Source organism: Undibacterium sp. SXout7W (genome assembly GCF_049339385.1).
GTDB lineage: Bacteria > Pseudomonadota > Gammaproteobacteria > Burkholderiales > Burkholderiaceae_D > Undibacterium.
On the sequence record NZ_JBMPPF010000001.1, the window covers coordinates 350837 to 363102 of the forward strand.

General features: G+C 49.1%; 9 protein-coding genes. 3 read left to right on the forward strand and 6 right to left on the reverse strand.

The window, feature by feature from the left end; genetic code table 11:
* Positions 1 to 106 precede the first annotated feature (106 nt).
* The 3 genes from nirB (at position 107) to ACO0LB_RS01545 (ending at position 6134) form a co-directional block, all read left to right on the forward strand.
* Entirely contained in the window at positions 107 to 2536 is a 2430-nt protein-coding gene (nirB, locus tag ACO0LB_RS01535) for a nitrite reductase large subunit NirB (protein ID WP_423045778.1), read from the forward strand.
* A gap of 310 nt (positions 2537 to 2846) precedes the next feature.
* Positions 2847 to 3188, forward strand: a complete 342-nt coding sequence (gene nirD / locus ACO0LB_RS01540) for a nitrite reductase small subunit NirD (RefSeq protein WP_423045780.1) — start codon at positions 2847 to 2849, stop codon at positions 3186 to 3188.
* 189 nt (positions 3189 to 3377) lie between these two features.
* Positions 3378 to 6134, forward strand: a complete 2757-nt coding sequence (locus ACO0LB_RS01545; protein WP_423045782.1) for a molybdopterin-dependent oxidoreductase — start codon at positions 3378 to 3380, stop codon at positions 6132 to 6134.
* A gap of 136 nt (positions 6135 to 6270) precedes the next feature.
* On the opposite strand, the gene ACO0LB_RS01550 is transcribed toward ACO0LB_RS01545, so the two are convergent.
* The 6 genes from ACO0LB_RS01550 to ACO0LB_RS01575 all read right to left on the reverse strand — a co-directional run bounded on the left by ACO0LB_RS01550 (position 6271) and on the right by ACO0LB_RS01575 (position 12180).
* Entirely contained in the window at positions 6271 to 6930 is a 660-nt protein-coding gene (locus tag ACO0LB_RS01550; protein WP_423045784.1) for an FMN-binding negative transcriptional regulator, read from the reverse strand.
* Positions 6931 to 7392: an OsmC family protein gene (locus tag ACO0LB_RS01555; RefSeq protein WP_423045786.1), complete on the reverse strand. Its 462-nt coding sequence runs from the start codon at positions 7390 to 7392 to the stop codon at positions 6931 to 6933.
* A gap of 335 nt (positions 7393 to 7727) precedes the next feature.
* The gene (gene leuA, locus ACO0LB_RS01560; RefSeq protein ID WP_423045788.1) at positions 7728 to 9440 is read right to left on the reverse strand and encodes a 2-isopropylmalate synthase; all 1713 of its coding nucleotides are present in this window, start codon (positions 9438 to 9440) and stop codon (positions 7728 to 7730) included.
* Between the two features lie 681 nt (positions 9441 to 10121).
* A complete protein-coding gene (lgt, locus tag ACO0LB_RS01565) occupies positions 10122 to 10925 on the reverse strand; it encodes a prolipoprotein diacylglyceryl transferase (protein WP_423045790.1) in 804 nt (267 codons plus the stop codon).
* Positions 10903 to 11829, reverse strand: a complete 927-nt coding sequence (locus tag ACO0LB_RS01570; protein WP_423045792.1) for a LysR family transcriptional regulator — start codon at positions 11827 to 11829, stop codon at positions 10903 to 10905. The genes lgt and ACO0LB_RS01570 overlap by 23 nt, the downstream gene beginning before the upstream one ends.
* A 117-nt stretch (positions 11830 to 11946) precedes the next feature.
* Positions 11947 to 12180, reverse strand: coding sequence for a TIGR04438 family Trp-rich protein (locus tag ACO0LB_RS01575; protein ID WP_423045794.1), 234 nt, complete (start codon positions 12178 to 12180; stop codon positions 11947 to 11949).
* Between the last annotated feature and the right edge of the window lie 86 nt (positions 12181 to 12266).

A 12266-nucleotide genomic window follows, 5' to 3' on the forward strand; every position in this document is an offset into this window, starting at 1 on the left:
TCAGCATGCGGCAATGTCCAGGCAGGCGCGACACGGCGAATCTGTGTGCCGGAAAAACTGGCATCGCTCTTGCTTATAGACGAGGGAGACAAGCAAAGGAGTTGGTATGAAAAAGTTAAAGCTGGTGATGGTCGGGAACGGGATGGCTGGTGTTCGCACTCTTGAAGAGTTATTAAAGATCGCTCCTGATTTATATGATATTACGGTATTCGGTTCTGAACCTTATGCCAATTACAACCGTATCTTGCTGTCGCCAGTATTGGCGGGAGAGCAGACAATCAAAGACATTATGCTCAATGATGTCGATTGGTATGAAGAAAATAATATTACCCTGCATCTGGGTAAAACGATCGTCAAGATCGACCGTGTGAAGCGCGTCGTTATTGCTGACGATGGTACGCAAACAGAATACGATCGTTTGCTGATCGCCACAGGTTCGACACCTTTCATGTTGCCTGTACCGGGCAAAGATCTGAAGGGAGTGATTGCCTACCGCGACATCTATGACACGAACACCATGATCGAGGCTGCGTCCAAGCATACACATGCCGTCGTGATCGGTGGTGGGCTCTTGGGGCTGGAAGCTGCCAATGGTTTGATGATGCGAGGAATGAAAGTATCCGTTGTGCATTTGCCGGGCTGGTTGATGGAGCGTCAGCTCGATCCTGTCGCCGGCAAAATGCTGCAAAAATCCCTGGAAGACCGCGGCCTGAATTTCTTGCTGGAGAAAAATACAGAAGCGATTCTGAGCGATGATCAAGGTCATGTAAAAGGCATTCGCTTTAATGACGGGCTTGAGATTCCTGCGCAATTGATCGTGATGGCTGTCGGTATTCGTCCTAACACGGCGCTGGCTGAATCCGCGGGGCTGTATTGCAATCGCGGTATCGTCGTCAACGATACGATGCAGACGTATGATCCTCGAATTTACTCCGTTGGCGAGTGTGTGAATCACCGCGGCACGGTGTATGGCCTCGTAGCGCCGCTATTTGAAATGGCGAAAGTTTGCGCTAATCATCTGGCCAATTTTGGTATCGGGCGTTATCAAGGATCAGTCACTTCCACCAAGCTGAAAGTCACAGGTATTGATCTGTTTTCTGCCGGTGAATTTATGGGTGGAAAAGATACTGAAGAAATTATTTTGTCCGATCCTATAGGTGGCGTGTACAAAAAACTGGTAGTGAAAGACGACAAGCTGATCGGTGCATGTTTGTATGGCGATACTGCAGACGGTAGCTGGTATTTCAAGCTACTGCGCGAAGGTAAAAATATTGCCGAAATTCGCGATTCCCTGATGTTTGGCGAATCTAATACCGGTGACGTTGGACACGAAGGTTTTACCAAAGCAGCCGCGATGCCAGATGAGGCGGAAGTCTGTGGTTGTAACGGCGTTTGCAAGGGAACGATCGTTAAGACCATTAAGGAAAAGGGTTTGCTGACACTCGATGAAGTGCGCAAACATACCAAAGCATCGGCATCTTGTGGTTCCTGTACCGGTCTGGTTGAACAGATCATCATGTTCACGGTTGGTAGTGATTATAGTGACAGCGCCAAAGTCAAGGCCATGTGTTCCTGTACCGATCATACTCATCAGGAAGTTCGCGATGCGATCAGGGAGCATAAATTACTGACCGTTTCTGGCACCCAGAAGTTCATGAACTGGCGCACGCCGGATGGTTGCACCAGCTGCCGTCCTGCCATCAATTACTACCTGATTTCGACCTGGCCACGTGAAGCAAAAGATGATCCGCAATCACGTTTTATTAATGAGCGTTCCCACGCGAATATCCAGAAAGACGGCACTTACTCGGTGATTCCGCGTATGTGGGGTGGCGAGACGAATGCGTCAGAACTGCGCCGGATTGCAGACGTAGTCGATAAATTTAAAATCCCGACTGTCAAAGTGACAGGTGGTCAGCGTATCGATTTGCTTGGCGTCAAAAAAGAAGATTTGCGCGAGGTCTGGCATGATCTTGGCATGCCGTCCGGCCTGGCGTACGCCAAGGGTTTGCGTACGGTGAAAACCTGTGTTGGTAGCGAATGGTGCCGTATGGGGACGCAGAATTCGACATTGATGGGCCAACAGTTAGAGCGTGAACTGGCGCGGATGTATTCGCCGCACAAAGTGAAGCTGGCAGTATCTGGCTGCCCACGAAATTGTGCTGAAGCTGGCATTAAAGACGTTGGTGTGATTGGCGTGGATTCTGGCTGGGAAATTTATGTCGGCGGCAATGGTGGTATTAAAACCGAAGTCGCACAATTCTTTGTCAAACTTAAAACGCATGAAGAAGTCATGGAATACACCGGTGCCTTCTTGCAGCTATATCGTGAAGAAGGCTGGTATCTGGAACGTACCGTTCATTATCTGGAACGTGTCGGTTTAGAACATGTGAAAAAAATTGTGCTGGAAGACGAAGAGCGTCGCAAAGAGCTGTATCAACGTCTGTTATTTGCGCTGGAAGGGGAAAGCGATCCTTGGCATGAGCCAGAAAAAGCGCAGGTTGATACCCGTCAATTTGAAATGCTGTCTGTGTAACATATCAGCGATATATGGCGGGATGATGTGAAGCGGCGGGAAGGGCGGGCGATGCATACCAGCTTCCCGCCGCCTGATAGTGACGATTGTTATGTCATCACTGGAGACACGATGGCTGATACAAACAGTACGGCCACAAACTCCCGCCATTATTAACCACCCCTTCTACGGAAGGGCAATAAAAAGTCAGACGACTGTATTTGTGGCATTGCATGAGCAGAATCACATCGTGCATTTTTTGATCTGTCGCTGATTTTTTATTCACTCATCAGACGAGTGAATATCTACAGATTTATATGAGGGAAATACCATGTCCGAACAATGGAAACCGATTTGCAAAGTGGACGATATCCCGGTTCTGGGCGCGCGCGTGGTTACACGCTCCGCGAAGCCAGATGTCGCCATTTTCAGAAATAGTGAAAACAAGATTTTTGCCCTGTTAGATAAATGCCCGCATAAAGGCGGCCCACTATCGCAAGGCATCGTATTTGGCGAACGCGTCGCCTGCCCGTTGCACAATTGGAACATCGAATTGCCAACCGGTTGCGCAGTATCTCCGGACGAAGGATGTACCCAGAAATTCAGCGTCAAAATTGATGCCGATCAGGTTTATCTTGATGTAGAAGAGTTGCGTACCCAGGCGCTGGACTAAATCCTGCCGGACGTATTTGCAGAGTGCGACGATCACTCGATGATGCGATCGCCGTCATCTGCAAGAATGGTGCGAATGTGAAATACAACAAGATACTCCCCTATATTAATTGCTGATTTCACCTTCTCCGCCATATAAATAAAGCGGATAAAAATAATACTAGGGTAGAGTATGATTAAAGGCTCGAATATGACTGAAACCAAAGCCACTTGTTGTTACTGCGGCGTGGGTTGCGGTGTGCTGATCCAGACAGATGGCCAGCAAGTGCTTGGCGTACGCGGTGACCCCGATCATCCTGCCAATTTTGGCCGTTTGTGCAGCAAAGGCAGCACTTTGCATTTATCCGCCGACGGCGCCATACAACGCCAGGTAAGAGCGCTGTATCCAGAGTTGCGCAACAGTCGCGATCAGCCTCGGGAGCAAGCCGACTGGGATCAGGTATTACAGACAATGGCAGAAAAATTTGCCACGACCATTGCCGAACACGGTCCTGACAGCGTGGCATTTTATGTCTCCGGACAATTACTGACAGAAGATTATTACGTCTTTAATAAACTAGCCAAAGGCTTAATCGGTACTAACAACATCGACAGTAATTCACGGCTATGTATGTCGAGTGCGGTCGCGGGTTACAAGCAGACTCTGGGAGCAGATGCGCCGCCGGCCTGTTATGACGACATTGCACTTGCCGAAGTGATTTTTATTGTTGGCTCCAACACAGCTTATGCGCATCCGATTTTGTACCGTCGCATCGAAGATGCACGCAAGGCTAATCCCCAATTAAAAGTGATTGTGGCTGATCCACGTCGCACTGATACTGCCCGTGAAGCCGATCTGTTTTTACCGGTATTGCCCGGAACGGATGTGGCATTATTCAATGGCATGTTACATCTGTGCCTGTGGGAAGATCTGGTTGATCTCTCTTATATTCATGAACACACCGAAGGTTTTGCAGAACTCAAGCAGACCGTACGTGATTACACACCGGCTTTTGTTGCCCGTACCTGCGGGATCAACGAAGCTGATCTGGTACAGGCCGCACGCTGGTTTGGACAATCGAAAGCCAGTTTGTCGCTGTATTGCCAAGGCTTGAATCAGTCCGCCTCCGGTACTGCAAAAAATGCAGCGTTGATCAATCTGCATCTGGCAACACATCAGATCGGCAAGCCTGGCGCTGGCCCGTTTTCACTGACAGGACAACCCAATGCGATGGGGGGGCGTGAAACTGGCAGCATGGCGAATCTGATGTCGGCACATCGTGATTTATCGAATCCTGAACATCGTGCTGAAGTCGCCGCACTCTGGGGCGTGGAAAGCGTACCTGCCACACCGGGTAAAACGGCAGTCGAATTATTTGAAGCAGTGCGCCAGGGGCAAATAAAAATTCTCTGGATCGTCTGTACCAATCCGGCGCAATCAATGCCAGATCAGAATCTGATTCGCGATGCACTGAACTCGGCTGAGTTTGTCATTGTGCAGGAAGCCTATACCAGTACAGCGACCGTTCCTTATGCCGATGTGCTGCTGCCAGCGACAACATGGTCAGAAAAGACTGGCACAGTGACTAATTCTGAACGACGCATTTCCCGCGTTCGTGCTGCTTTGGATAAGCCTGGTCTGACGCGACATGATTGGGACATCGCTACGGCTTTCGCACAACGACTGGCACCGATGTTGGGTAAATCTGCTGTGCCATTCACATACGATAATCCAGAGCAGATCTGGAATGAGCACCGCGAAACCACACGTGGCCGTGATCTTGATATCACCGGTTTGTCGTATGCCATTCTGGAAGCGCAGGGGCCTCAGCAGTGGCCATATCCTGAGGGCGCAACGACTGGCCAGCAGCGCTTGTACGAAGATGGTATTTTCCCGACTGCAAATGGACGCGCCCGCTTCGTCAATACGGTGTATCAACCAGTCAAAGACAGTGTGGATGCACGTTATCCGTTCGCACTCAATACCGGGCGCTTGCGTGATCAATGGCATGGTATGAGCCGTACTGGAACGGTGGCGCAATTGTTTTCCCATGCAGCTGAACCATCGATTGCGATGGAGCGTACGGACATGGAAAGACGTTTTTTTAAGAACGGCGATTTTGTGCATGTCAGCAGCAGGCGCGGAACGCAGGTTTTACCAGTGATCGAAAGCGATGAAATCCGTGCCGGACAGGCTTTCATTGCGATGCACTGGGGCGAAGAGTATGTCTCTGGAAAAGGACATGGCAGCCATGCGGCGTATGGTGTGAATTCGCTGACATCGCCTGCGATTGATCCAAGTTCCAAGCAACCGGAGCTGAAAGCTGCTGCCGTCAAGATCATTAAGGCTGATTTGCCTTGGCGCTTCCTGGTTTTTGCATGGGTTGATAAAGAACAGGCTTTACAATTGCAACAGCAATTACGTCCTTTGATGCGCGCTTTTACCTATGCTTCATGCACTCCGTTTGGACGTGAAAAAACCGGCATTCTGTTCCGTGCCGCACATGAAGATGCTATAGGTAGCGATGTCTTGCAGCAAATCGAAACGCTGTTCGGTATTGCAGGTAAAGATGTCTTGCGTTACGACGATCAGCGTCGTGGTAACTCACGGCATCTCATTGTTCGCGATGGGCTTCTGGCTGCTGTTGCGCTGGCCGGCGACATTTCAGCAGAAAGTTGGCTGAAGGCTTATTTGGTCGATGGTGAATCTGTTGCCAAACTTGGACGCTTGCTGTTGATGCCAACAGCCAGTGCACCACAAGGATTTACCGCAAGAGGGAAAGTGGTTTGCAGTTGTCTGAATGTCGCAGACACCGAGATAAATACGGCGTTAAGCAGTCTCTCTGGTGAGCCTGATGATGTACTGGCGGGTTTGCAGACGCGTCTGAAATGTGGCACCAATTGCGGCTCTTGCGTGCCAGAACTAAAGAAAATGATACGCGTACATCAATTGTTGCCTGCTGCCTGATTTCTTTGGTCTGGAAGAGTTGGTGTGATCGAGTTTGATTTGAATTGGTTTGGCCTGATTGTCTTTTCAGGAGGGAATAGTCGTGAATGCCGACACTCCCTCCCAAACTACTGGGACGGGTTTTTATCAGCCTGATTTATTGATGCGCGGGCGTTGGTATCGCAAACATCTGCTGCTCAAGCATGTCTGCCAGTTCTTTGCTGGCGGACGTGTTTTCTTCCCGTAATCCTTCAGCGATACGCATCTGGTTTTCTGCTGACTTGTTCTGGCTGTTTTTCCATTTTCCATTGATGCTTGTCAGTGGAATTTCTATCCCCACAATCGCTTCCATCATATTGCGCAGATACTCTTCTGGAGCGTCGCTGACTTTCCATGGAGCTGGGCGGGAGGCTTCAAAATGCCGGGTTAAATCCTGCAACAGTAGTAATAACTTTTGTGGGTCGTCGATTGTCCTGATATCACCACGGGCATGCACAACAGCATAGTTATATGTCGGCACGACCATGCCCGTCAGTTGCTTTTCTTGATACCAGCTGGGAGTGATATAGGCAGAGGCTCCCTGAAATACGATCAGTGATTCGGATGTCGTTTGCTGCCATACCGGATTCTGTCGTGCGACATGGCCTCGCAATATGCCAAAAGGTGCATCTGCGGTCGGCTCAGAAATCAGAAAAGGAATGTGATTGGCTTGTAATCCCTCGCTATCCTGCGTCACCAGCGTACCAAGAGGATGTTGGCGTATCAGTCCTTGCAATACCGCAATTCTGTTTTCGGAAAAGTGAGGTGGCATGTACATTTATACGGCCTCAATAATGACTTCGGCGTTGATGGAGTTCGCGATGTAGCAGTGTTCGTGCGACTGATGATGCAAGGTATCGATGTCTTCTCTGGTGGGTTGTTTATCGCCTGAAAAAACGACATGCGGCGCGAGTGTAATGCGTGTGATCGCCATTTTTCCGGCGGCATTTTTTTCCATGATGCCGCTTGCTTTGTCTTCGTAAGAATCCACACGGAAGCCTTGTTTGCAAGCAAACGAAAGAAAGAACAGCATATGGCAGCTTGATAGTGCTGCGATCAGCGCCTCTTCGGGATCGAGGTTGGCTTCCACGGAGAGTGGCAAGGGGACGGATAATGGCGAAGACGATGCCGGAACACAGAGTCCTCCATCAAATGTCCATTGATGCCCGCGACTGTATTTGTTATCAGAAAAAGCCTGATCACCGCGCTGCCACGCTACTTGAGCAAAATACTGATGCATGAGTTTCCTTTCTATCGTCATTGGTGTAGTCACGACGATATTGTCTGTGAGTGATTACAAGTTATTGTAGTGCAGAATATTCTGGCAATGGTAGATGATCATTGAGAATCAAGAGTGGCGATGGATAGTCACTGAGAGGCGCTTATAGGTGCTTAGTGGTGTTCAGTGATAGTCAATGATATGTGGAGTATTAACTGCTGTCAGTTATCACCAATCAAGGGCAATCAGTTTCAAGTACATACTTCGCTGATCACTGACCAGCGAAGTATGTGAAAACTAGTTCAGATTGCAGCACATTCACGCAAGAAATTCAGATGCCGCGGCTGTTTTCTGCATCAGGCTGCGTGGGCTTTTTCTGGTGCCTGCGTGTGCCGGTGTATGGCGTGGCAGATCGCCATGATGCAGGCAGCATAGGCGTCTTTAGCCACACCTGCGCCAAACTGCGTATTCCCTTGATGACTCTGATTGCTATGATTGACACGCCCTTCAATGATGCAGATATGGCTTGCTTCGTGCTGGTGTTGACGTATTTGTTCCTGAATATCCATTAACTGGAATGCATACCCTATGTGTTCAAAGGCATGCATGACAGCTTCAATCATGCCACTGCCTGTTCCATGAATGACTTGTGGTTGTCCATGGATCAGCAAGTCTATGCGCAAGGATTGTTGCGATAAACCAGATGGCGTTGTTTTGTGTTCCAAAACATGATGAGCCTGATAGGCAAAACTCGGGTTAACTGGTAAGTATTCTTGCTGGAAAAGCGAATGTATGCGCGCGGCGCTCATTTCTTTTCCACTGGTGTCGGCCAAGGCTTGTACTGCGCGGCTGAATTCAATTTGTAAACGACGTGGCAGACTGATACCGGATTCCTGTTCCAGCAAAAATGCCATTCCGCCTTTACCGGATTGGCTGTTGACGCGAATCACTGCGTCATAGCTACGGCCAAGATCGGCGGGGTCAATCGGCAGATAAGGTACCTCCCAGATGGCGTCGGCTTGTTGCTGGGCAAAGCCTTTTTTGATGGCATCCTGATGTGACCCGGAAAATGCCGTGAATACCAGATCACCGGCATACGGATGACGCGGATGTACCGGTAATTGATTGCAGTCTTCGACACATTGACGAACGCTGTCGATATCCGAAAAATCCAGGCCCGGATCGATTCCCTGGGTGTACAGATTCAGGGCCAGCGTGACCAGATCAACATTCCCCGTCCGTTCACCATTACCAAACAGGCAGCCTTCTACCCGATCCGCCCCTGCCATGACCGCCAGTTCTGCTGACGCGACAGCAGTTCCACGGTCATTGTGTGGGTGAACACTGAGGACGATCGCTTCACGACGTGCCAGATGCCTGTGCATCCACTCAATCTGATCTGCATAGACGTTCGGTGTGCTGCATTCCACTGTGGAAGGCAGGTTGATGATCATCTTGCGTTCTGGTGTCGGCTGCCATATTTCTGAAACGGCATCACATACTTCTTTAGAAAAATCCAGTTCTGTCATGCTGAAGGTTTCGGGAGAGTATTCAAATATCCACTCTGTCTCTGGGCGTTCGTCTGTCAGTTGCCGGATCAGGCGTGTGCCATCTATGGCGATTTGTTTGACTTCTGCACGTGATTTTCCAAACACAATGCGTCGGAACGCCGGAGCGATCGGGTTGTATAAATGAACAATTGCGCGGCGTGCTCCTTGGACTGCATCAATGGTTCTGCGAATTAAATCTTCTCGCGATTGTGTCAACACTTCTATCGTCACATCATCAGGAATTCGCTTTTCTTCAATCAACTGTCGTACAAAATCAAAATCCGTGTCCGATGCGGATGGAAAAGCGACTTCAATTTCTTTGATGCCGATGCGAACCAGCATGTCAAAAAAACGTAATTTCTTTGTCGCGTTCATGGGCTCGATCAGAGCTTGATTTCCATCTCGCAAATCAGTGCTCATCCAGACGGGTGGTTTGGAAATGATCTGATCTGGCCAGGTTCTGTTTGGTAACTGAACCACAGGGAAGGCTTGATATTTTGTAGACGGCTTGGTGAACATAACGATTCTCACTGTTTAAACGAAGGACGACCTCAGCATCTCGCGGATGAGGTGCTGATAGTAGTGTTGATAATTCGGGATCAGTGGCCTACAGATGCAGGGCTAACCGGCAGCCACAAAAAATAACGCGAGGCCGGTTAACCGATCGGTAGTCGTAGCACTATGAAGAATAGTGGGCTTGCTGAGCACATGACAGACGTACGCAACAACACAGCGGCGTATGAAGCGCCACAGGCTGATGCAACGTTGAAGATCATGTTCTTGCTCATCACGGATATCTGCTCGATTAACAACGTCAGTCTTTGACTGATGCTGGTACTACAAAAGTGGAATAGTGTTGCGTATGTTACTGCTATTGCGGCTACTTGATTGCTGCCAGTCGTATTTGCCAAATAAATGGCATGACATTTATAGCGATAGTAGTAGGGTGGTGGTATTCACTAGCATGCATGGTGGCAACGCTGTCAGGGAGTGCCTGTCAGCTGTTTTTGTTGCAGTCAGCAATGATGTGAAAGGAGAAGTCATGTATCTAATGTAAGAGAAAAGTCTTGCTGAGGTCAAGCATTTTTTAATGACAGTTTTGATCCAATGGCACTTTCAATGACACTGATACCACAATCATACTCCGCGACCAATTCATATCGACGCAATGATTGATGGTATCCGTACCATGACGCGCATTCAGCTTGGTTGCCGGTTTCTCTTACGATACGCAAACAGAACGATGACAGCGCCTGCTAGAATCATCGGTAAGGACAGCATTTGTCCCGCCGAAATAGTGATGCCAGCAGCGCTGACCTCGTAATCCGGTGTGCGGAAATATTCCGTGGCAAAGCGCGCGCAGCCATACAGTGCAACAAACAATCCGCCAACTGCAAGGCGTGGTCTTGCTTTGCGGGCATAGAGCCATAAAATCACAAACAGCAATACACCATCGACCAGTGCTTGATAAATTGGTGACGGATGCACCGGAACGGCGATACCTGGCCATTGCATTGCCCAAGGCAAATCAGCGGGTGCAATTCTGCCTGGCAATTCATGATTGATGAAGTTTCCCAGACGTCCTGCCGCATATCCGAGTGGAACCAGTGGTGCGATAAAGTCATACACATCGGCCAGATGCATCTTTACTTTTCTGGCCCATAAAGACATCGCAATCAATACGCCAATAAATCCACCATGAAAAGACATGCCTCCTTTCCACACCGCAAAAATTTCCAATGGATGCGACATGTAATATGAAAAGCCATAAAAAAATACTTCTCCTAAACGCCCACCGAGAATCACACCAAGCACGCCATAAAACAGCATGTCATCAATATGTTCTTTGGTCCAGCCCTGTGCGGCTATATGCGGTTGCCTGATACGTACCCTGCCGAGCAGAATAAATTGAGCAAAAGCAACCAGATACATCAAGCCGTACCAATGTACAGACAAGGGGCCAAGCGTAAAGGCGACGGGATCAGGGTTTGGGTGTATCAGCATATTCAGTTTGTAAGAGATGCAAAAAGGCTTGCAGAACCGCCGATGGATTATCCTTACGCCAGGCTATCCCAATTTCTACCAGCGGTGCTCCTGCTGGCAAATGATGGTAGGCGACGCCAGCGCGTTGCAAGTTCGACACGGATTGTGGCACAAGTGCGATTCCCATGCCAGCGGACACCAGACCGATAATGGTTTGCATTTGTATCGCTTCCTGGCCTATGTCAGGTGTCAGGCCTGCACGATGAAAGTAGCCGAGGATGGCATCATGCAGTGCTGGTGCAATTTTGCGTGGAAACAGAATCAATGGCAGATCGTGGCAATTTTCCAGGCTGACGACTGCCTGGTCTGCAAACAGATTTTCTGGTGCTGCAAGTATTAATGGCTCTGTCAGAACTTTGCGGTAATAAATCAGATGTTGAAGTTTTTCTGCGACCGGAGGAATCATAAAGCCAGCGTCCAGATTTCCTTTTTCCAGTGCGTCGAGCTGCACATCCGTAGTTGCTTCTTGCAGTTCTATATTGACGCCAGAATGACGTAGGCGAAATTCTCTCAGCATTGGCGGCAGGATGCTGTAATCAGCGATAGAAACGAACGCCAATGACAAATGACCGCTGTTTCCTGACGCTGCACGCTGTACCAGCTGCGGCAGCGCATTTGCTTGCTGTAGTATGCGCCGGGCTTCAGGCAGCAGTGCCAGGCCCGCTGGCGACAGCTCTGTGTTGCGGGTATTGCGGACGAACAGCTGACTGCCAAGTATCGCTTCCAGCGCCTGTATCGCCTGCGATAAGGGCGGCTGGGTCATATTCAACCGGGCGGCAGCACGACCAAAATGCATTTCCTCTGCAACAGTAATGAAATACCGCAACTGCCGGAGTTCCAGTTGTCGGAGTTCTGAATGTGGCATAGGAATAGTCAAATCGGGGGATAGATGCTGTGAAATGAATTGTCGAAAAGCCAGACGTATCTGCCGTCGCAGACTGTCGATAGCCAACGGATGATTGACATGTGAGGATATTACGATTTAACGACGTCCGGTTTTTTTGTCAAAGGCTCTTTTCACTCGCTCTTTTTTCATTTTTTCAAAGTAAGCCTGGTCTTTTCTTTTATCCAGACCTAACATGCGCTCTAAAAAATCAAACCAGATGAATCCAGCAATGGCCAGTCCAATGATCCACCACCAGGACATATCCGCAAAAATCCAGATATCTGCCAGTTTTAGTACCAGCAACAAAAACAGTGTCACAATTATCAGCATGATGTCGTTTCCTTTGCAATAAGACTAGAGCGAATTTTGTCTCAGGTCAACCACGAACAAGTTCTGATCGTTATATCTGCTTAAAA

Coding starts and splice junctions, on each gene's coding strand:
- ACO0LB_RS01555 (WP_423045786.1), bottom strand. CDS start 7,392: ATGCATCAGTATTTTGCTCAAGTAGCGTGGCAGCGCGGTGATCAGGCT.
- ACO0LB_RS01570 (WP_423045792.1), bottom strand. CDS start 11,829: ATGCCACATTCAGAACTCCGACAACTGGAACTCCGGCAGTTGCGGTAT.
- ACO0LB_RS01575 (WP_423045794.1), bottom strand. CDS start 12,180: ATGCTGATAATTGTGACACTGTTTTTGTTGCTGGTACTAAAACTGGCA.
- leuA (WP_423045788.1), bottom strand. CDS start 9,440: ATGTTCACCAAGCCGTCTACAAAATATCAAGCCTTCCCTGTGGTTCAG.
- ACO0LB_RS01550 (WP_423045784.1), bottom strand. CDS start 6,930: ATGTACATGCCACCTCACTTTTCCGAAAACAGAATTGCGGTATTGCAA.
- nirD (WP_423045780.1), top strand. CDS start 2,847: ATGTCCGAACAATGGAAACCGATTTGCAAAGTGGACGATATCCCGGTT.
- nirB (WP_423045778.1), top strand. CDS start 107: ATGAAAAAGTTAAAGCTGGTGATGGTCGGGAACGGGATGGCTGGTGTT.
- lgt (WP_423045790.1), bottom strand. CDS start 10,925: ATGCTGATACACCCAAACCCTGATCCCGTCGCCTTTACGCTTGGCCCC.
- ACO0LB_RS01545 (WP_423045782.1), top strand. CDS start 3,378: ATGACTGAAACCAAAGCCACTTGTTGTTACTGCGGCGTGGGTTGCGGT.